16 protein-coding genes and 1 pseudogene are annotated in these 19,944 nt (G+C 71.0%); 13 read left to right on the top strand and 4 right to left on the bottom strand.

The genetic code is table 11. The features are described from left to right. Positions 1 to 14 precede the first annotated feature (14 nt). The 3 genes from ABZS40_RS29890 to ABZS40_RS29880 are packed head-to-tail and all read right to left on the bottom strand — an operon-like array spanning position 15 to position 2,768. A complete protein-coding gene (locus ABZS40_RS29890; protein ID WP_354947016.1) occupies positions 15 to 893 on the bottom strand; it encodes a hypothetical protein in 879 nt (292 codons plus the stop codon). After that, a complete protein-coding gene (locus ABZS40_RS29885) occupies positions 890 to 1,813 on the bottom strand; it encodes a DNA methyltransferase (RefSeq protein WP_354947103.1) in 924 nt (307 codons plus the stop codon). Before ABZS40_RS29885 ends, ABZS40_RS29890 begins: the two co-directional genes overlap by 4 nt. A gap of 46 nt (positions 1,814 to 1,859) precedes the next feature. Further along, positions 1,860 to 2,768, bottom strand: a complete 909-nt coding sequence (locus ABZS40_RS29880; protein WP_354947014.1) for a hypothetical protein — start codon at positions 2,766 to 2,768, stop codon at positions 1,860 to 1,862. A gap of 1,217 nt (positions 2,769 to 3,985) precedes the next feature. Between ABZS40_RS29880 and ABZS40_RS29875 the strand changes: the two genes are divergently transcribed. From ABZS40_RS29875 to ABZS40_RS29815, 13 genes are all read left to right on the top strand, one after another. Continuing rightward, positions 3,986 to 4,852 carry a hypothetical protein gene (locus ABZS40_RS29875; RefSeq protein WP_354947012.1) on the top strand — a complete coding sequence of 289 codons (867 nt, stop codon included), beginning with the start codon at positions 3,986 to 3,988 and terminating at the stop codon, positions 4,850 to 4,852. A gap of 613 nt (positions 4,853 to 5,465) precedes the next feature. Next, the gene (locus ABZS40_RS29870) at positions 5,466 to 5,858 is read left to right on the top strand and encodes a pilin (RefSeq protein WP_354947010.1); all 393 of its coding nucleotides are present in this window, start codon (positions 5,466 to 5,468) and stop codon (positions 5,856 to 5,858) included. Then, positions 5,855 to 6,772 (top strand): type IV secretion system protein, encoded by a 918-nt coding sequence (locus ABZS40_RS29865; protein WP_354947008.1) that lies wholly within the window; start codon positions 5,855 to 5,857, stop codon positions 6,770 to 6,772. The genes ABZS40_RS29870 and ABZS40_RS29865 overlap by 4 nt, the downstream gene beginning before the upstream one ends. Before the next feature lie 35 nt (positions 6,773 to 6,807). Further along, the gene (locus tag ABZS40_RS29860) at positions 6,808 to 7,728 is read left to right on the top strand and encodes a PrgI family protein (RefSeq protein WP_354947101.1); all 921 of its coding nucleotides are present in this window, start codon (positions 6,808 to 6,810) and stop codon (positions 7,726 to 7,728) included. After that, complete coding sequence (locus tag ABZS40_RS29855) at positions 7,728 to 9,518, top strand: DUF87 domain-containing protein (protein ID WP_354947006.1); 1,791 nt, start codon at positions 7,728 to 7,730, stop codon at positions 9,516 to 9,518. The genes ABZS40_RS29860 and ABZS40_RS29855 overlap by 1 nt, the downstream gene beginning before the upstream one ends. Positions 9,519 to 9,589: 71 nt before the next feature. Then, positions 9,590 to 12,055: a DUF87 domain-containing protein gene (locus tag ABZS40_RS29850; protein WP_354947099.1), complete on the top strand. Its 2,466-nt coding sequence runs from the start codon at positions 9,590 to 9,592 to the stop codon at positions 12,053 to 12,055. 759 nt (positions 12,056 to 12,814) lie between these two features. Continuing rightward, positions 12,815 to 13,750: a replication-relaxation family protein gene (locus ABZS40_RS29845; protein ID WP_354947004.1), complete on the top strand. Its 936-nt coding sequence runs from the start codon at positions 12,815 to 12,817 to the stop codon at positions 13,748 to 13,750. Positions 13,751 to 14,316: 566 nt separating this feature from the next. After that, positions 14,317 to 15,153 (top strand): hypothetical protein, encoded by an 837-nt coding sequence (locus tag ABZS40_RS29840; RefSeq protein WP_354947002.1) that lies wholly within the window; start codon positions 14,317 to 14,319, stop codon positions 15,151 to 15,153. Between the two features lie 106 nt (positions 15,154 to 15,259). Next, entirely contained in the window at positions 15,260 to 15,835 is a 576-nt protein-coding gene (locus tag ABZS40_RS29835) for a hypothetical protein (RefSeq protein WP_354947000.1), read from the top strand. Positions 15,836 to 16,215: 380 nt separating this feature from the next. Beyond that, positions 16,216 to 17,139 (top strand): hypothetical protein, encoded by a 924-nt coding sequence (locus ABZS40_RS29830; protein ID WP_354946998.1) that lies wholly within the window; start codon positions 16,216 to 16,218, stop codon positions 17,137 to 17,139. 124 nt (positions 17,140 to 17,263) lie between these two features. Further along, a complete protein-coding gene (locus tag ABZS40_RS29825; RefSeq protein ID WP_354946996.1) occupies positions 17,264 to 18,076 on the top strand; it encodes a MarR family transcriptional regulator in 813 nt (270 codons plus the stop codon). A 99-nt stretch (positions 18,077 to 18,175) separates the two neighbouring features. Then, positions 18,176 to 18,811 (top strand): GGDEF domain-containing protein, encoded by a 636-nt coding sequence (locus ABZS40_RS29820; protein WP_354946994.1) that lies wholly within the window; start codon positions 18,176 to 18,178, stop codon positions 18,809 to 18,811. Between the two features lie 82 nt (positions 18,812 to 18,893). Continuing rightward, on the top strand, positions 18,894 to 19,490 hold the full coding sequence (locus ABZS40_RS29815) for a hypothetical protein (RefSeq protein WP_354946992.1): 597 nt from the start codon (positions 18,894 to 18,896) through the stop codon (positions 19,488 to 19,490). A 298-nt stretch (positions 19,491 to 19,788) separates the two neighbouring features. Here ABZS40_RS29815 and ABZS40_RS29810 read toward each other — a convergent pair. Beyond that, positions 19,789 to 19,944, bottom strand: a pseudogene (locus tag ABZS40_RS29810) (IS5/IS1182 family transposase); the annotation flags it as partial.

Here is a 19,944-nt window from a genome sequence, read left to right as displayed (position 1 = left end):
GAGGGAGGTGCTGCTCAATGGCGCACCTCCCGTCTCGGCGTCGCCGCCGAATCGATCGGTGGGTCGGTGTGCGGGCAGGTCCACGGCCCGCACCCCGGCACATCCGTTCCCGCCTCACCTCTGGGGCGGAGGGTGACTTGGTCGAGGGGGACGCGCTGGCGGTGCAGAAAGAACTGGCCCCGCAGGGGCTGCCCGGCGGCGTTGGCCCGCGCCGACCCGTGGCGGATCGCCGCGTCGAACGCCACCGCGTCGGCCCACCCGGCCGGGTCGTCGCGGCGCAGCCGCACCCACTCGGAGTCGGTGCGAAACGGACAACCTATGCACGCGCTTCGAGGGGTGTCCCCCAGCCCGTGCGCGGTGAGGTAGGCGAGGCAGTCCTGGCGTCGCCACCCGAGGTCGAGCAGCGGAAATGTGTTGCGCATGTAGGCGACGTCGGCGTCGCGGGCCCGGCCGATCTCGTCGAGGCTGATCCCGATCGCCATCTCGGCGATCACACCGGCGGGGACTCGGGTGGGGTGCGGGTAGCCGAGGCGGCGCCGCACCTCCACCTTGATGGGTTTGATCTTGTACTCGCCCGTGCACTGCCGGCGCGCCATCCCTCGTTCACCGTTGGGTCCCAGGGTGAACAGGGGCATCGAGGCGAAGCGGTGGGCCGGGTCGAGGGCGTCGCGGCGGATGTCACCCGCCGCGACCCGCACGACCGGAATTCCCGATCCTGCGGCCAGCTGCTCCAGTCGGCGCAGATGGGCGTAGACCCCAGTGGGTTCCCAGCCCGTGTTCGCGAAGATCGCCGCGTCGAAGGCAGGGATCTCACCGCGTGCGGCCAACAGCAGGACGGTGGAGCTCTGCACTCCGGCGCCGAGGCTCAGGTACCGGTGGGTGGGTGCGTTCACGCGATCACCCCGCCCTCGGGGGTGTGCGGGCTTGGTGAACCCGGGTCGCCGGCCGGCCGGCGGAAGATCAGCACGTCCTCGTGCGTGATCAGGTGCAGCGGGGTGCCGCCGGCGCGGGCCTTGCGCACGGCTTGGAGTTGGAAGAACGATGGCCGGGCGACGAGTTGCCCGTCGCGCACTGCCGCGAGTAGCGCGACGCACCGTTCGGTGGGCGTCAGGCCGGCGCGGACGCCGGCGGCGATCACGGCGCTGGGCAGGTCGACCAGCTGCCGGTGCTTGCGCCATGGTCGGGCGGTGACCACGACGGTGCCGCCGGGGCGCAGCAGGCCGGCGCAGCCGCGCAGGATCTGCTCGAACCCGTCGGCGAGGCCGGTGAGGTCGCGGTAGGCGAGGTTGCCGCGGTCGGCGCCGTCGTTGTAGGCGTTGTCGAACTTCGCGACCCCGTCCTCGCCGGGTCGGACCAGGCCGTGCACGGTCGGCCCGTACGGCGGGGAGGTGACCACCAAGGCGACTTGTCCGGTCAGGGCGGCGGGCAGGAGGGCGGACAGGCGGGTGGCGTCGCCGCGGACCACCGACGCCCGTCCGGTGGCGCCGTGGTGGTGGGCGTGGGTGATGTTGGCGTCGGCGATGTTGGACCAGCGCGGCTCGTACTCCACGCCGATGGCGTCGCGGCCGGCGTGGATGGCCTCGACGAGGGTAGTGCCGATCCCGCACATCGGGTCGAGGACGAGGTCCCCAGGCTGGGTGTAGGCGTGCACGGCGTGCGCGGCGATCGCCGGGAGCATCCGGGCCGGGTGTTTAACCGACTCAGGCACATACCGGCCTCGGCGTTGGACCGGCCCGGTCCGCTGGGCGGTCGCCCATACCGACAGACCTTCCGGCTGCGCGGGGTGGCGCCGCTGAGCACGATCGCCCAGCATTGAGTCCTGGGTCGGCTCCTGCGAGTCGAAGGGAGAAGCAGTGTGCTCAGCCACGGCCCTCACCGCCGTCGTGTCCCTGCTCGCGCCCCTTGTTTGCGGGCGAGAACACCAGCAGGTCCGCATGGACCCGCACGTGCGCCACCCACTGCGGATGGGTCAGGGTGAGCAGTTCCTCGTCGGTGACGTGGTAGACGAAGGCGTCGCCGTCGGTGTCGGCGCCGACGGCGACGATGTGCTGCAGGTAGCCCAGGCCCACCTGCGCGGCGGCGGTGGCCACCGGGGTGAAGTCCTCCGGGCCGCCGGCTGTGGCGGTGGGGACGGTGACGACCAGGACGAGGCAGCCGCTGGGGCGCAGCAGCCGCGCGCACGCGCTCAGCAGCCACGCCAGCCGGACCCTGTTGGTGGTGCCGTCGGCATCGAGGGGCCAGCATGCCACGACAAGGCTCGTCGCCTCGCCGAGGGAGGTGAGACCGTCTGCTGCGGTGGTGCGATCGGTGGGCGGTTGCCCGTCGGTGAGGTCGTCGCCGAACCATGCGGTCATGTCCGGAAGGCCGTCGCCCTCGCCCTCGCCCTCGCCGTCGCCGTCGCCGTCGCCGTCGAGGGCGGCGGGATCGGTTCGCGCCGGCGGGGTGGCCGGTCCGATGATCAGATTGGACGCGTCGGTGAACCAGCCCGGGTGGTGCCGCCGGCCACCCGCGGCGCACACGGCGCTCAGGGTGTGATCGGCGGTGAGGTCGACCACGACCTCGCCGGGGCGGGTGTAGGCGGCGACGAGCCGGTAGGCCAGCCGGGCGCCGAGGCTACGCCCGGCGTCGGCCGGGTCGTGGGCGGTGCGCCACACGGTGACAGGCACCGGCGGGTCGCCGGCGACCACGTCGATCAGGGTCGGGTCGACCGCGCGCGGGTCGACGGGGTGGATGGGGTGCTGGTGGTTCTGCGGCGTGTGCTCGCTCATGTGGTGTCGGCTCCACGCCGCGCATGCAGTGCGCTGACACTTGTAAACCCGCGCCTGTGTGCTCTGGCGAACGCCTGTCAAACTCACAGCCGCTCACAACACGACGGCGACCGTGCTGCGCGCCGCCGCCGGTGGATACCTCCCGCCCACCGCACAGACGCCCCGTGGGCGATGACTTGGCAGCGAGGCACACGACAGCGCAGCCGCACCGCGTCATGCCTGGCCATCGACTACCGGCGATGACATGAGCCGATGACAGACTGTCCGCAGCGCGCTGATGCGACCCGTGGTGACAGCCCTAAAGCCGTCCTTGCCCTGTCCGACAAAGTGGCCGGGCTGACGCGCCGCAGCGCCACAGGCGGCGTCATCGCCGGCCAGCGACGGCGTGGCCGCGACCGCGTCCGGCACCGCGCCGTCGAATGCCGCACGCACGCGTGACCGATGTCAACGTCCTGCTCACAAGCATCTGCGGACAAAATGTCAACGACAAAGCTCAATGCCAGGATGACCGCCTGCCATGGGACGGTGTCATCGCCGACGGTCGCGGCGCCGCCGCGGCAACCTGTTGGTCGCAGGCGTTGTCAATCTGTCCAAAGGAATCGAGGTCGATCGTTGACATTGTCACTGTGGCAGGGGGGTGCCGGCCACGGCGGCGGCGCTCGGAAGATGGCCTTGATGACACGCTGAGCGCGCGGTCGTCATGTCACTTCGGCCACGGCCACGTCCGTGCCGGACAGGATTGCGGGGACCCGCCCCGACGCCGTTCGGACGACACCCGGACGCGGCGCGACGACGTGTCGATGACTCCGTCGTCGTACAGACGTCTCGGGAGGCCGCTGTGAGCGACTGTGAGCGGCTGTGAGCGGCATGACGGGCCACTGTGAGCGGCTGTGAGCGGCACGACGGGCCACTGTGAGCGGCTGTGAGCGGCTGTGAGCGGCAAGACTGCCGCTGTGAGGAGCGCGGTGAAAACCGGGGCCGCATGGGTTGGATTCTCACTCACAGCCCTGGTCAGCGGGTCGCGCGACAACGAGCGCCACCACCGAAGGCGGCACCGACGCGCAGCCACCTCACCGGAGTGAGGAGCACCTCTAACAGCGGCAGAAGAGCGCTGACCTGCGCTGTGAGCGTCTGTGAGCCACGCATGACGTAATCGGTTGCTCAGACGTCGCCCAGATCGGCGGCGACACCGAGATCGACTCCGAGGAGTGGCAATCATGAGCACGACTTCAACGCAGTGGCCGCAGTCCCCGCTGGACGCCGCCGAGGTGGCGTTCACGGCGTTGACCTGCGACCCCGCGCCCTTGTCGATCGACCTCGACCAGCTCGGCCCGGACGTCGGCCTACCGGCGGGTGTCATGACGGTGCTGGCGGTGCGCGACTGGCTGCTGGCGCATCGCACGTCCTTCGAGGCGCGCGACGCGGTGTGGGCCGAGATGATCCGCCGTGCCCGCCTGGACGGGCCGCAGTGGGTCATCGGCGCGGTCGGTATGGCCCTGCCGGCGCTTCGCCGCTACACCCGTCAGCTGTGCAACGGCTACCCCGGCGACCCCGACGACATCGAGGCGGAGGTCCTCTCCGGCTTCCTGGTAGCGCTGCGCGATCACGTGGATCTCGCCCGGCCCGCCCCGTACGCCGGGCTGTGCCGCGCCGGCTGGCGCGCCGGGTACAAGCTGCGCCAGCAGGCCGCGGAGTTCACGCCCGTCGAGGACATCGAGCACGTCATCGGCCCGCGCACCCCTCAGATCCCCTACGGTCATCCCGACGTGCTGATCAACCGCGCCGTACGGCTCGGCATCCTCGACGCCGACGACGAGCAGTCCTACATCGACGTGCGGCTCGGCCGGCGGGCGATCGAACCGATCGCCGCGCTGCGGGGCCTGAGCACCGATGCCCTACGGATGCGACTGGGGCGCATCGATACCCGCATCGCCGAAGCCCTCGCCTCGGGCCTACTCACCGGGACGGCATCCCCACAGGCCGCTAAGGCCCTCGCCGCACAGGCTGAACGGCGCAGCAAACTGCGTGCTGCCAGCCGCCGCCCTGCCCGTCAGGACACGAGTCAGGCGGCAGCCGCCGCCTGAGACCCGCCCCGCACGCGTTCTCGCGGCGCCCCACCGGATCCCCGGTGCGGGCGCCGCGGCCATGTCCACGCTGCGCCGACGGCATCCCCCGGACAGGGCTTGAGAACCTGTCGCGGGAACGCCTCCACCCAATGAAGCGCCGGGGAAGAAGCACCGGCGCCCAGATCATCTCGACTCAGAGAACCGGCCTTCGGAGCAGAAATCGACAAAGTGCAGGTCAGGCGCGAGAAGACCTGCTGTGTGTGAGCGGCTGTGAGTCCGTGTGAGTCGCTGTGAGAACGACAGGCGTTCGCCAGAGCACACAGGCGGCGGTTTACAAGTGCGAGACCACTTCACCCGCCATCAAGTGGGCGTGACGGTCCCGCCCGCCGCCAGAGGGCCGGGCCCACACCGGGCCGCCCCATGCACCGGACGTCTCCGGGTGCCGCGCAATTTGGTGCGCTGACACCACACCGAACAGATCGCTACCCGATAAGGGAGGACGTGCTCCTCCCGGGGACGGTCGTGCTTCGAGGCGCTGTCCGCGCCCGCGCCCCTCTGGCGGCGGTCCACCCACCCGGACCGCCGACAACCGCCCCGCCCTCACCCGGCCGGGGCCGGAGGTGAACGCTCAATGTCCCGCATTCCGGCACGTCTTCGTGCCCTCACCCGCTCCCGCACCGCCCGTCAGGTCGGCCGCGTTGCCGCCGTGACCGGCGAGGTGCTGCTGTTTCTGTCCGTGCCCGCCGCCGCGTACGCCGACACCGGCGTGGAAGTTGTCCTGGCGGCGAACGACCTGCCGACCGTCATCGCCAACCTGCAGGCATGGCTGATCGGCATCCTCGCGGCCGTCGCCACCCTCTTCCTCGTCCTCGCCGGCGTCTACTGGGCAACCGCTGGAGGTGACCCCGCGCAGGTCGACAAGGCCAAGAGCGCGCTGAAGAACGCCCTGATCGGCTACGGCCTCGCCGTGCTAGCCCCGATCCTGCTTGGGGTCGTTAAGGGCATCGTCGGACCGCCGTCATGAATTACCTGCTCGGCCAGATTCTCGACTGGCTCGCCGCGGCAATCCTGGCGACCCTCGATGCCCTGATCGGGGTGATCAGCAGCGCGCTGCTGATCACCCCGGACGTCACCGCCCTGCCGCAGGTGCAGGCCCTGACCGGCCGTTCGATCCTCGTCGTGGACACCGTGTTCGTCTTGGCGTTCGTCGCCGCCGGCGTGCTCACCATGACCGGCGGCGGCGACGAACGCTCCCAATACACAGTCAAGGACCTGCTCCCTCGGCTGATCGTGGGATTCGTCGCCGCCCACTTCAGCCAGTTGTGGTGCGGCATGCTCATCGATCTCGCCAATGCCCTCACCGGCGCCCTGACCACTGCTGAGGGAGACAGCGACGGCGCGTTGCGGGCAATCAAGACGCACATCAGTGCGGGGCAGGACAAGACCGCGGTGCTGCTGTTCGTGGTCTGCGTGGCGATCATCGCGGTGCTGCTGGCCTCCACCGCGTTCAGCGTGATCGTACGTTTCGCGACCGTGCTCGTCCTGACAGCGTTCGCCCCGCTCGTGCTGGCCTGTCACGCCTTGCCGCAGACCGATGCGATAGCCCGAATGTGGTGGAAGGCCTACGCCGGGACCCTCGCGGTGCCGATCGTGCAGGGCTTCACCCTCTACGCCGGGCAGTGGATGCTCACCGACCCCGACAACCTGCTGCCCGTGCTCGGGCTGCCGGTCGACCCGGGCGGGGTGATCAACCTGTTCGTCGTGATGGTCATGCTGTGGACCACCCTGCGGGTGCCCGCGATGATGAAAAGCTTCATCTCCACCGGCAACGGCCGCGGCGCGAACATGATCGGCGCCGCGGTGCGAGTGGTCGTGGTGCAGCAGGCCACCCGCTCGATTCCCGGCCTCGGCCGCGGGCTGAGGGCGGTGCGCCGATGACCGCCATCGACCGCACCGAGGCAGGCCGTGCGCGGATGCCATCCGACGTGGACGCCCCGGACAAGGTGCTCTATGGGCTGACCTTCCGTCAGCTGGCGATCCTCGCCGTCGCCGCCCTGGCCTTCTACGGCGCGTGGCGTGCCCTGCACCACCTCGTGCCGGCGCTGGTCCTCGTCGGCGCCGCAGTGGTCCTCGGCGGCCTCGTGTTCGGTGTCGCCGTCGGCCGCCGCGACGGCCTGCCGCTGGACGTGTGGCTGCTCGCCGCCGTCCGGCACGCCCGGGCGCCCCGGGCGCTGTCGACGACGGACACGACGTCGACGACGCCGGACTGGGTCCAGGCACCGAAGAGCAGAGTCATGGTGCCGGCACCGTTGACGCTGCCCGCCGACGCGATCGACGACGAGGGAGAAATCCACCTGGGCGGGGCGCGGGCGGCGATGGTCGCCGCGACCAGCGTCAACCTGGCGCTACGCACCGCCGACGAGCAGGCCGCCCTGGTCGACACGTTCGGCCGCTGGCTCAACAGCCTGTCCACGCCGACGCAGATCGTCGTGTCCGCGCAGCCGGTCGACCTGCACTCCGCCGCCAACACGCTGTCGCAGGCCGTGGAATCGCTGCCTCACCCGGCGCTGGTAGACGCGGCGGCCGATCACGCCAGCTTCCTCGACGACCTCGCGACCCGGCGGGATCCGCTGCGCCGACAGGTCCTCATCGTCACCCGCAGCAGCGCGGGCGAACGCGGAGACCACGCGGCGCGCCGACGCGCCGACGACACCGTCCGGTCTCTGTCTGGCCTCGGGGTCACCACCCGCGCCCTGGACGGGGCGGCGGTCACCGCGGCGATCGCCGCAGCGGCCGACCCGTACCGGCCCTCTCGCCCAGGTGGGCTCGCCGCCCCCGACGCCGTCATCACCGGCCCAGACACCCGCCCCGACACCAGGAAGAAGGCACGCTGATGAAACTCCGTAAACGCCCCCGCGCCGGTACTGGCGGCGTCCGCCCGCCGTCGTCGCTGGCGGGCGCCGTCACGCCCGCCTCAGTGGAGGTGACCCCGCGGATGCTGCGCGTCGGCGACGGGTACGCCGCGACCCTCGTCGTCACCGGCTACCCCGCCGAGGTCGGCCACGCCTGGCTGGAGCCGCTGCTGTCCTGGCCGGGCCGCCTCGACCTGGCCCTGCACATCGACCCGCTGCCCGCACCGATCGCGGCGTCCCGGCTGCGCAACCAGCGCGCCCGCTTCGAGTCCACCCGTCGGGCCGGCGCCGAGAGCGGGAAGCTGCCCGACCCCTACGTCGAGGCGGCGGCCGAGGACGCCGCCGACCTGGCCCAGCGCCTGGCCCGCGGCGCGGCGAAACTGTTCCGCGTCGGGCTGTACCTGACCGTGCACGCCCGCACCGAGGACGAACTACTGCAGGCCTGCGCGCAGGTGAAGGCCGCCGCCGCGTCCACGCTCATCGAGGTACAGCCCGCGACCTGGCGCCACCTCGCCGGATGGACCACCACCCTGCCCCTGTGCACGGACTCGCTGCAGATGCGCCGCACCATGGACACCCAAGCCCTCGCCGCCGCGTTCCCCCTCGCCTCGGCCGACCTGCCCGCACCGCTGCCCGGCGACCCACCCGCCGAAGGCGGAGTGCTCTACGGCGTCAACCCCGACTCGCAGGGCATCGTGTGGTGGGACCGCTGGGCGCAGGAAAACCACAACTCCGTCGTCCTAGCCCGCTCCGGCGCCGGCAAGAGCTACTTCGTGAAGCTGGAGATCCTGCGCAACCTCTACCAACAGGTGCAGATCGCCGTCATCGACCCCGAAGACGAATACCTGCGCCTCGCCGACGCCGTCGGCGGCACGGTGGTGCGCCTCGGCGCCACCGGCGTGAAGATCAACCCCCTGGATCTGCCCGCCGGGGACACCCGACCCGACGTGCTGACCCGCCGCGGGCTGTTCCTACACACCCTCATCGCCGTCCTAGTCGGCCACCAACCGCCACCGGCCGAACGCGCGGCGCTCGACCGGGCGATCCTCGCCGTCTACCGCCACGCCGGCATCACCGCCGACCCGGCGACCCACCACCGGCCCGCGCCGCTGCTGCGCGACCTCGCCGCTCGCCTGGACGACGACAGCGATCCGGCCGCCGGGCAGCTCGCCGCCCGCCTCGCACCGTGGGTGCAGGGATCGTTCTCCCAGCTGTTCGACGGCCCCTCCACCACCCGCCTCGACGGGCACCTGGTCGTGTGGTCGCTGCGGCAACTGCCCGACGAACTGCGCACCGTCGGCACCCTCCTGGCCCTCGACGCGATCTGGCGGCAGGTCGACGCACCCGGCCGGTCAGAGACCAGGCGACTGGTCGTGGTCGACGAGGCGTGGCTGCTCATGCGCGACGGCGAAGGCGCCCGCTTTCTGTTCCGCATGTCGAAAGCCGCGCGGAAACGTCACGCCGGCCTGGCCGTGATCACCCAAGACGTCGCCGACGTCCTCGGCACCGACCTCGGGCAAGCCGTCGTCGCCAACGCCGCCACCCAGGTGCTGCTCAAGCAGGCCCCGCAGGCCATCGACGCCATCGGCGACGCGTTTGGCCTCACCGCCGGCGAACGCCGGCTGCTGCTCGCCGCCCGCGTCGGCACCGGCCTGCTGATCTCCGGCACCAACCGCACCAGCTTCGAGGCGATCGCCTCCGACAGCGAACACCAACTCGCCACCACCCGCCCCGGCGACCTGGCCGGCCTCGACGACGAGGAGGACCTGTGAACCTCACCGCCCACCTCGCCACCGTTCCCGCACCCAGCGCACCCCCCACAGGTATCGCCCCGCCCACAAGCATCGCGCCCCCCACGGGCGCGACTCGATTCCTGCTCGACGCCGCCGAGTGGGCGGCGCAGCGACCGTGGCTCCTCGCGGTCGCCGCGAGCGCGCTGGTCGCCTTCGTGGCGGCCCGCAACCTCCTCGCCATGTGGCGACACCGCCATCACGCCGACGGCGCGCGCCTGGTGACCATCGCCCCGCCACCCGAGGTGGACCCGCACAGCAGCGCCGCGCTGTGGTCCAACCTGGCCGGCACCCTCACCCCCTCGCGGCGGCGGCGGCTGTTCTACGGCAGCCCGCACGTCGTGTGGCAGTACACCTGGACTGGGCGGCGGCTGCTGATCGGCGTGTGGGTGCCCGGCACCGTCCCACCCGGCGCCGTTGAAGCCGCCGTGCGCGCCGCGTGGCCCGGCGCCGCCTGCACCACCGATGACAACCCCGGCCCACCGATCCCTCTCGACACGGCCGCCGTGGGCGGGCACCTGCTGCCCACCGCCGCCGAATGGCTGCCGCTGCGCACCGACCACGACAACGACCCGCTGCGCGCCCTGATGTCCGCAGGCTCCAGCCTGCGCGCCGACGAGCACGCCTGCGTGCAGATCCTCACCCGCCCCGCCACCACACGCCGCGTGCAACGGGCCCGCCGCGCCGCGAGCCGGCTGCGCGACGGCACGACCGCCCTGCCCACCATCAACCCGGCCGCCCCGCTGCTCTGGCTCATCGAGGCGTTCCTACCCGGGCGCTCCGCCAGCACCACCCGCGCCACGCCGACGGCCCGCCGGGATCCGAGCGTGGAACGCGACGTGCGCGCCATCCTCGACAAGATCGCCCACCCGCTGTGGGAGACCGCCGTGCGTTACGCCGTCGGTAAGGACACCCACCGCGCCAACACCGACCAGCGTCCGCGACTGCGGGGCACAGCGGACACGATCGCGGCGGCGTTCGCCGTGTACTCCGGCCGCAACCGGGTCACCCACCGCGTGCGCATGTCGTCGCCAGCTGCGGTTATCGCCCAACGGCGCCTTGGGGCAGGCTTTCTCACCTGCACCCCGGAGCTGGCCGTGCTCGCCTCTCTTCCTCGCGACCTGGCGGTGCCCGGCTTGGACCGCGCAAGGGCCAAGTCGATGCCGGCACCGGTCGCGGTGTCTTCCGGCGGTCGCGGTGAGAAGGTCCTCGGCGACGCGGAAGTCGACGGCCACGCCGTGGCCCTCGCGGTGCCGGACGCCCGGTACCACACCCATGTGATCGGATCGACGGGCAGCGGCAAAACAACGCTGCTGGTGAACATGGCCGTCGACGACATCATCGCCGGTCGCGGCACTGTCGTCATCGACCCGCACGGCGACCTGGTCCTGGACATCCTCGACCGGCTACCCGCCGAGGTGGCGGACCGGGTGGTGCTCTTCGACCCCGATCAGCCCAACCCGCCGACGATCAACCCCCTATCGGGCGACGATCCCGACCTGGTCGTCGACAACCTCGTGTCGATCTTCGGGAGCATCTTCTCGAAGGCGTGGGGACCGCGCATGGACGACGTCATGCGGGTGGCCTGCCTCACTCTGCTGCGGCACGCCAACGTCACCCTGCAGCACATCCCACCGCTGCTCAACTCGGCGCAGTTCCGCTCCGCCATGACCGTCCAGCTCGACGACCCGGCCGGACTGCAGGGCTTCTGGCAGTGGTACGACGAACTAAACCCCGCCCTACGCGCCCAGGTCATCGGACCCGTCCTCGCCCGCCTGCGCGCCTTCCTTCTCCGGGACTTCGTCAAACGCACCATGGGCTTCCCCCAGTCGAGCTTCGACATCGGCCAGATCCTCGACGGCGGGGCGCTGCTGGTGCGCATCCCCAAGGGCCAACTGGGGGAGGACACCAGCAAACTGCTGGGTTCGCTGATCCTGGCGCAGGTGTGGCAGGCCGCCACCGCCCGCGCTCGCATCGCACCCGACCAGCGCCGCGACGCCACTTTGATCATCGACGAGGCGCAGAACTTCCTCACCCTCGCCAACAGCCTGGACACGATGCTCGCCGAGGCCCGCAAGTACCGGCTGTCGCTGGTCCTGTCCCACCAGGACCTCGCCCAGTTCCCCAAGGACCTCCTCGCCGCCGCGTCAGCGAACGCCCGCAACAAGATCTACTTCTCCTGCGCGCCGGAGGACGCCGCCGTGCTGGCCAGGCACACCCTGCCCGAACTCGACGAGCACGACCTGACCCACCTTGATGCCTACACCGCGGTGGCCCGCCTGATCACCGATGGGCGCCAGGCTCCGGCGTTCACCATGCGCACCCGTCCCCCGAAACCCGTCGTCGGTGCCGCCACCGTCATCCGGCAGACCGCTGCGCGCAAGGTCGAGCCACAGGACACCAGCGCCATCGACGATCTCGTCGAGCAGTTGTCGCAGCCGAACAAGGACGACAGCCGGCGACGCGGCGGCGACACCCGCAACGACAAAACAGCTGGCCACCCCTCGCGCCGGCCCTGACGGGCGCACCCCTGCCCCGCAGGCGCGACCACGGGCACCCAGCGGGCCGATGACGGATCCGGGTTCCTCGTCGCCGACGCCCAGCGCATCCAGCTTCGCGAAAGGAGGACAACACGTCCCTGGCCCAGACAGCACTACTACGCGATTACAGGTCCCTCACCCGAGGCGCCATCGACTTCTCTCTTCCCGAGGACACTCACATGTCAGCGCGATCATCGACTCCCGAATGCCAGCCATCCGAGCCACACTGGACACCGCCGACCCATCTGTACAGGGCCGGCCGACCGCTCACCGTTCACCGACTGTCCCGGCACCCTCGCCGGCCGAGGACAACCCACCTGCCGCACCCGGCGGAGGGCGCACCGAGGCAACACCTCGCCCCACAACGAGCCACCGCACGAGGGGCTTTCACCGCCGTCACCGGCGTCGACAGTGGCCAGCACGACGCCGCCGCCGTCGCGACGGCCAGAACCACACCCGCCACGTCACCGACCGCAGGTCCGCACCCCAGACCTCGGCACCCCGCCACCACCGAAGACCGCGACGACCTCGGCCTGCCGCGGTCAACGGCCCGCCAGCGGCCCTCGTGTTGGCGTCGGTGCCGCGCCACGGCTTGGGGGCGGTGTGGGTGTGCGTGTAGAGGCGGATACCGAGACCGACCGCCCCGACGGGCGACATCCGCAGCGCACCGCCGGTGCGCCGACCAATCCGCTCTGCTGCAAAAGACCCTCAGGGGTCTCTCCTGTGGGGGTAATCGCCATGCGTAAAAGCCAAGACCGTGTTCTGCGTGTCCAAGCTCAACTCACCGATCGTGATCGTCTGCTTCTCGACTGGCTATCCGATCACAAGGTTCTCACCACGTTCCAGATCAGCCATGCCCTGTTCGGGTCGCTCGACTTCGCCCAGCGGCGGCTGCTGAAGCTGCACCAACTCGGCCTCGTGGACCGGTTCCGGCCGCTGCGGGCCGGCGGCGGCTCGTATCCCTGGCACTACGTCCTCGACCAGATCGGCGCGGAATGCGTCGCCGCGACCCGAGACCACACACCGCCTCGAGCCGGGCAAACGGTGGTGCGCAAGCGCCGACTGGCCGCCAGTCGGACGCTGGATCACCTGCTGGGGGTCAACCAGTTCTTCACCGACCTCGCCGGGCGGGCACGTACTGCCCCGCAGGCGCAGCTAGAGCGGTGGTGGTCGGAGCAACGGTGCGCTGAGCCAGGCGCGTTCGACACCACACTGCTCTCCCCGGTTCGTCCGGACGGGCACGGCGTGTTCAGCGAAGGAGACCGTCGAGTGGCGTTCTTCGCCGAGTTTGACAGTGGCCTCGAGCGGCCCCGCGTGCTGCTGAACAAGGTGAGCAGCTACACCGTCCACGCCGCCATGGGCGGCCCCGCCTGGCCGGTGCTGTTCTGGCTGCCCAACACCGCCCAAGAACGCGCTCTGCACGACCTGCTGACCGGTATGCGCAGCCCGGTGCCGGTGGCCACCGCTGCCCGCGACAGCGTGCCTGACGGGGCCTGCGCGGCCGATGCCGTCTGGCTGGTCGTCGGTGCGGACGACGCGCCGCGCCGGCTGCTGGACCTGGCCGACCTCGGCGAACCCGCACCCGACGTCGACCAGATCGCCGACCTCGCCTGGCCGACCCGGATCCCCACCCCGTCTCATCCACTGACAACCCACCGTCCCGACGACGTCTGACAGCTCGCCGGCTCGCTCACAGCCGCTCACAGCGCAGGTCACCGCCCCACCCGCACCCTCATCGGCGGCCGGGGCGCTCTGGTCTCAGCGGGGCGTCTGTGAGCGGGCCCGCCACTCACAGCGACTCACAGCCACTCACACCAGAAACACCCGCAGCGGCTGTTGATCTCTCACAGTGCAGGTCAACCCACCTGCCGACGGCTGCGGCGGCTAACCGCCGCTGTGAGTGCCCCGGGCTACCGTTCACGGCACTACATCACCCACATATCTCCACCCGGTTCGGTCCCACCGCAGGGATCCTCGCCGCACATCCGGTACGCCACGCCCACCCGCCTACGCCGGTCGGCACGCGCACCCGCGGCGACCCCCACGGTCGCACCCAACCACCCGCACCAGCGCACCACGCGCCCCGCACCACCGACCTCACCCACGAACCCAGTGGCCTGGTCACCTCCGCGCCCACGCGCGACCTGCCCGCCGACCTGACTCCGACCCACGATCCCGGTGAGCCGGTCAGATCCGCGCGCCCCGACACCTCATCACCCCACTCAAAGGAGGACCTCACCATGTCCGCTGCCAATGGCACCCCACTGACCGCTCACGGCAGCCGTGTGCCCACCACCCCCATCCGACAGGCCCCCGCGAAGGCCGCCCAGGCGCAGCCGCGCCCACAGGCCCCCGCGAAGGCCACCATCACCATCGTGCCCGCGACGGTCACGCCGCCGCCGACCATCGCCACGATGGTCATCTGCCTGCCCAACGAGGTGCCCGCCGAAGCGCTCACCGCGCACCAGCTGCGCACCCACTTCGGTGTCACCGGCACCCTCACCCCGCTGTTCTGGGCGGTACCGCAGCTGCGGCCGTGGCAGCGCCGCCAGATGATCGGCCTGCGTAAGGGCCGTCCCATCCCGTGCGCGGGAGGACCGTTGCGGCTGCTCGACCTGCAGGGCATGCGTCACGCCGCCGCCATCGGCGCCGCCATCCGCTACCAGATCTGGGAGCAGGCGGTGCATGGCACCCGGGCGGCCACCCCGTGGCCGACCTTCGAAACCCGCCACCTGACCGACCCGCAGAAGTACCCGTACGACAGTGCGGTGGCGGATTTCCACGCTCAACCCCGTGTCAACGCCATGCGTCTGCACGCGGCCGTCACCCCCGGCCCCGGCCAACCCGGCGTCGGAGAACTGGAGATGTACCAGGCAGGCCAGATGGCCTACCAGCACCACCGAGCAGCCAGCGCCGTCGTCGGCGACGCGATGCTCACCATCGACGGCCACAAACTGGCCCCGCTCAGCGATGCCCTCTCCCACCGGGTGACCTACCTCGAGCAGGCCCTGCGCCACCTCGACACCCTCGAGCCCGGCCAACGGCTCCTCGCGGTAGCCCTCGACACCACCGCATGACAGCCGTCCGGACGGCGCGCCCTGATCCCTGCACCCAGGGGACCCCAGGCGCGCCGCCCGGCGGCGCCGGTTCCTGCCCCACCCACCTATGCCAAGGAGACACACCTTGAACCCAGAACGTCGCGCCGCCGCCATCACGGCCGCGCTGACCGCTGTCGAAGCCTTCGCCGACGAGCGAGGCTGGGACGCCCTCCCCGCGCTGCTCGGCGTGTTCGAATCCACCGCCCACACCGGCGTGGGAAGCCTCTACGTCGACGAACTGCCCATCGACTCGTCGATTTGGCGGATGCACACGATGCCCGGCGCCCGCGCGACGGTGCCCTACTGGCTCGGCCTTCGCACCATCACCGCAGTGATGACCACCGCCAAGGCCCCCGAACTGCGGGCGTGGACCCGCGCCCAGATCGGGCCCATCCTCGCCCTGGCCTTCCTTGGCGAAGGACTCGACACCAGCGAATCCGGCCGCCGCGACGCCACCGCCCTCGGACTACCGAGCACCGACGACGGCATCCCGGTACGGGCACTGACCGCCTGCGACGTCGACGGGCGCCACTACCAGGTCCTGCGCCACCGCGGCGCCGCCACCATCACCAGCGTCGTGCTGGACGACCCGCCGGCTGAGATCCGAGACCGCGGAATCTCGGCCGATGTGCGCCGTTTGCTCAGCACCATCCACGCCTAACCTGCGGCGGCCAACCAACCCAGCCCGGACGCTCGACCGCTCCATCAGCAAGGCACTTCAGCCGATCGGGCCCGCGCCTCGGCCGCGTCCGGAAGAGAGTCACGCCAGATGCTCTTACCACGGGCCAAAGCAGTCGCAGTCAACGCGAATGCACCCGCGGCCCGATGCCGGGTGGCACTCATCGCCGCTGCCGGCCTCTTTGCGCACCTCAGCGCGCCGCCACTGGCAGGGCCGCGCCCGTGCTGCTCGCACCGGTAGCGCCGCAGCTCGCGCCCCGCTGTGCCAGGCGCCCCGGGCATGGGGCTTTCGCAGCACCGGCCTGAGACAGGCCGCCCTATTCCTCTTCCCGCCCAACACACCCTCACGGAGGTTTCTTCACCATGTCCCGACTGTGGTTCCGCATCGAGGATGTCCTGCCCCTGGCAGAGCACGCCCTCGCCTGCCCCACCCATCGCCTCACCGCAGGGCAGATCGCCGCCGGCGAGGTCAACGGCCCGGCGCTGAGCCTCACCCGCTACGGCGAGCGCGCACACATCCGGTCCAACGGCGTCCCCGTCTGGTACACCCACGACGGCGACGAGCAGATCGCCTTCAGCGCCTCCTGGCGCCGCACCACCACCGCTAGCCCTGAACGCCAGCGAGTACAACACCTCTACCTGCCGTTGGGCTCGTCGACCGCCGCCGAGCGGCGGCTGATCGATGTTCTGCGCGGCGCGCGCCACCTCGAGCGCAACTGGCTGGCCATCGACACCCCGGTGTGGCCCGTCGCAGCTCTCGACGCGGCACATGTGCAGTCTTTCGACTATCGCGGCGACATCGCGCCACCCGACGCGCGCTGGCGGCCCGTGATGGTTTCCTCGCGGCAAGTCCGCAATCACAGCTATCCGGCCCTGGTGGCCGACGACTGCAGCACGGACGCCGGTGGTCTCGTCTGCCGTTTCGACCCGATCACCGCCCGACGGATCGCTGAAGACCTCACCGGCCGGTGGCGGATGGGCAGCATGCCCGGGGAATACCCACTGCTGCGCTTCGACGGTGACATCGCGGCGCTACTGGAGGAACGCGACACCGGCAGCGGCGACATCGTCCTCGATCTCGACGAGCGTTGCCACCCCGATCGGGACGGCTACTACAGCATCGGCGCCCACCGCTGGTTCTGGACCGACGACACCTGGACCCGCATGCCGCGGCGTGCCCGGATGCGCCTGCACCTGACCGCTCTGGCAGGTCGGCTGCGCGCCAGAGCCGCCACTCACCTGCCGCCTCGGCAGGAACCCCCCGCGGTCACCGATCCGCCGTTCTAACCGGCGGCGCCCCCGCCCCGAGCCCCGCCGGATCTCGCTCGTCCGCAGATCCGGCCATCGCACTTGATTCGTCCCGCGATCGAAGCGTGGATCAGTGCTGACCTCACACGACAAGGAGACGCCCATGTCCGACCAACCGGAAACCGTGCCACCGCACGCCCTATTCAAAGTGCTCGCCGCCCTCGCTGATCTCGGCGACGCCACCGCCGCCGCCGTGGCCGAGCACGCCGGCCTCGGCTACTCCACAGCCACGGCCAAGCTGCGCGTCTGGGAAGGGACCGGACAGACCGAACGCGTCCAAGGCGAGGACAAGCGCGCCGTGTGGCGGCTGACCGAATCCGGCCACGCCACCGTCGGCGCCGGCCGCACCGCCTTACCAACGATCACCTCCTCCGGCCCCGAATCGCCACCCGACGACTCGCCAAGCACCGGCGACGCCGTTGACGACGATCCCGGCGCAACCAGCGACACCGAGCAGCCCGGCGAACAGCCCACCACGCCGCCCGACAGCGCTGCCGACGGCGAACCTCCCACCTCCGCCGCCGACCCGCACGCTCGTGCCGACGAGCCGCCCGCAGTCGACGACGACCCCGCACCGACCGTCGCCGACGACCCACCGCACGCCAGCGCGCTCGACGACAGCGAAGCGGAGGCTGCCGCCACCTCGGACGCGGCGACCACGGCACCTGGGCGCAGCCACCGGGCGAAGGGCTCTCTGCGCGCGGCGGTGCTGGACATCCTCGAAGCGCACCCCGACCGGGCCTACAAGACCGGCGAGTTGTGCAAGCTCATCGACGCCGCCGAGGCCGGCACCGGCGTGCTGAAGGCCCGCCCCGGCGCGGTCGTGAACGCGGCAATCAAGTTGGTCGCCGCGGGCACGGCCGTGCAGACCGTCGACAAGCCAGCGACCTTCCAACTCGCCCCCGCAGCCCAGTAGCCGGCCACACCTCACACATCAGGCAGCCCGGGGGCGGGCGTGAAGTTGGACGCTGCTCGCCCGCCCCCGGTGCTCCTTCGTAGACAAGGAGCCATACCAGTGTCGCAAACCGTGCAACAGATACTCACCTGCGCCGGCGGAGTCCTCGCCGGCCTCGCCGTCGCCGCCCCCGCGCTATGGGGACAGCAGCGGGCCCTCATCAGGGCTCGCTGGATGGCAAACCACGACGACATCACCGGCCTGCCCAACCGGCGGCTGTTCCACACCCGGCTGCGCGCCGCCCTGGCCGACAACACACCGGTCGGGGTTGTGCTGCTGGACCTCAACAACTTCAAAAGCGTCAACGACGCCCTCGGCCACGAAGTCGGCAACGACCTGCTCGACCAGGTCGGCCGCCGCCTGACCAGCCTCACCGGGAACGTGCGAATCGCCGCGAGGCTCTCCGGCGACGAATTCGCGCTGCTCGTCCGTGGTACCCGCGAGGACACCGCCGCCGCGGCCCACGCCGCCTGGCAAGCGATCACCGCCGGCACGATCCTCGTGGTCAACGCCGACCTGCCCGTGACAGCGTCGGTCGGCTACACCCACACCCACCACGCCAACGTCAGCCCACGGCAGTTGCTGACTGAAGCCGACAGCGCGATGTACGAGGCCAAGACCGCCGACGGTCGGGTCCGCGAGTACCTGCCCCACCGCACCGCGACGGTGCGCAGCCGCGACCGGCAGCGCCACTGAACCTCGCCCCGCCCAACCCTCACGCGCCAAGGACCCCGCAGCCAATCCGGCCGCGGGGTCCTTGCCGTCGTGCACCCCGGAGATGGGAGACCCCGTGCTGTCCTTCACCGCCGTCCACAACCTCTGCACCTGCCTCATCGAGGCGTCCACCGACTCAGCCCGATTCGACTGGGACCAGCCGCCAACACTGCTGCTCGTCCACGACTGGCCGCTGATCACCGCCGCACCACCGCGGGGCCCGGTGATGCGCAGCGTGGAGTTCCCGCCGCACCCCGACGACATGCTCGACAACCCGGCCGGACTACCCGCCCTCCTGCACCACCTCGCGGCCACCCTGCGCAGCACCCCAAGGGTCACGCCTTACCACCGCACCCTCGACACGATCATCACCCGGATCCGCGACGCCGCCCCGGGCACGCGCCTTGTGGCCTGGGCCGCCTGCTACGCAGACGTTCACACGCTCGAGGGCGAGCCCCGACAAGTCCGCCGCGTCGACGCTGTCGACACCGACGGAAGGCTCTACCAGCTCACCCACCTCAACGGCGAGGACCACCCCCTGGTGCTCGTCGACGACACCCCCGAACCCCGCGACCTGCCCGCCACCTACCCCGGCCTGGTCGCGTTGCTGGCCGCCACCGCCCGCTACGCCCAACCCGCGTCCGCCGGGACCAAGGCATGACCCCGGCCGCTGCCGCCGACACCAGCGCAGACGAACCGATCTTCAGCCGCTGCGGACCCGACGGCGGGTCCATCAGGTGCCGGGTCTGCTGCGCCGTTGACGAGGTCGTCGTCACGGAACTGCCAAGGTCGATGGCCGCTTACGGCGAGAACTCCACGGCCCGCTGCTTGCGCTGCGGGTCGAGCGAGACCAGCGACCCGGTCTACGGCTGGCGCGCCAGGCCCACCACGCCGCCTGCCCTCGACCATGCCCCATCTGAGAGGACGTCTGATTCACGTATTTTGTGTGTGTTGTGGTTTTAGTCGTCTCGCCAGGTTGGGGTGGTTTCGGTGGTGAGGCGTTTGGCGAGGTTGTCGATCATGGCGATGGTGATCATGCTGGCGGAGTTGTCGGGTCGGGCTTCGTAGTCGCGTACGAGTCGGCGGTGGTGCATGAGCCAGCCGAGGGTGCGTTC

Origin of the sequence: Micromonospora sp. NPDC005324 (assembly GCF_040607155.1) — a bacterium.
Classification (GTDB): Bacteria; Actinomycetota; Actinomycetes; order Mycobacteriales; family Micromonosporaceae; genus Micromonospora; species Micromonospora trifolii.
Note: the sequence above shows the minus strand (reverse complement) of the source record. Positions and strands in the feature narration are given on the sequence as shown.

Coding starts and splice junctions, on each gene's coding strand:
- ABZS40_RS29885 (WP_354947103.1), bottom strand. CDS start 1,813: ATGCTGGGCGATCGTGCTCAGCGGCGCCACCCCGCGCAGCCGGAAGGT.
- ABZS40_RS29880 (WP_354947014.1), bottom strand. CDS start 2,768: ATGAGCGAGCACACGCCGCAGAACCACCAGCACCCCATCCACCCCGTC.
- ABZS40_RS29875 (WP_354947012.1), top strand. CDS start 3,986: ATGAGCACGACTTCAACGCAGTGGCCGCAGTCCCCGCTGGACGCCGCC.
- ABZS40_RS29870 (WP_354947010.1), top strand. CDS start 5,466: ATGTCCCGCATTCCGGCACGTCTTCGTGCCCTCACCCGCTCCCGCACC.
- ABZS40_RS29865 (WP_354947008.1), top strand. CDS start 5,855: ATGAATTACCTGCTCGGCCAGATTCTCGACTGGCTCGCCGCGGCAATC.
- ABZS40_RS29860 (WP_354947101.1), top strand. CDS start 6,808: ATGCCATCCGACGTGGACGCCCCGGACAAGGTGCTCTATGGGCTGACC.
- ABZS40_RS29855 (WP_354947006.1), top strand. CDS start 7,728: ATGAAACTCCGTAAACGCCCCCGCGCCGGTACTGGCGGCGTCCGCCCG.
- ABZS40_RS29845 (WP_354947004.1), top strand. CDS start 12,815: ATGCGTAAAAGCCAAGACCGTGTTCTGCGTGTCCAAGCTCAACTCACC.
- ABZS40_RS29840 (WP_354947002.1), top strand. CDS start 14,317: ATGTCCGCTGCCAATGGCACCCCACTGACCGCTCACGGCAGCCGTGTG.
- ABZS40_RS29830 (WP_354946998.1), top strand. CDS start 16,216: ATGTCCCGACTGTGGTTCCGCATCGAGGATGTCCTGCCCCTGGCAGAG.
- ABZS40_RS29825 (WP_354946996.1), top strand. CDS start 17,264: ATGTCCGACCAACCGGAAACCGTGCCACCGCACGCCCTATTCAAAGTG.
- ABZS40_RS29815 (WP_354946992.1), top strand. CDS start 18,894: ATGGGAGACCCCGTGCTGTCCTTCACCGCCGTCCACAACCTCTGCACC.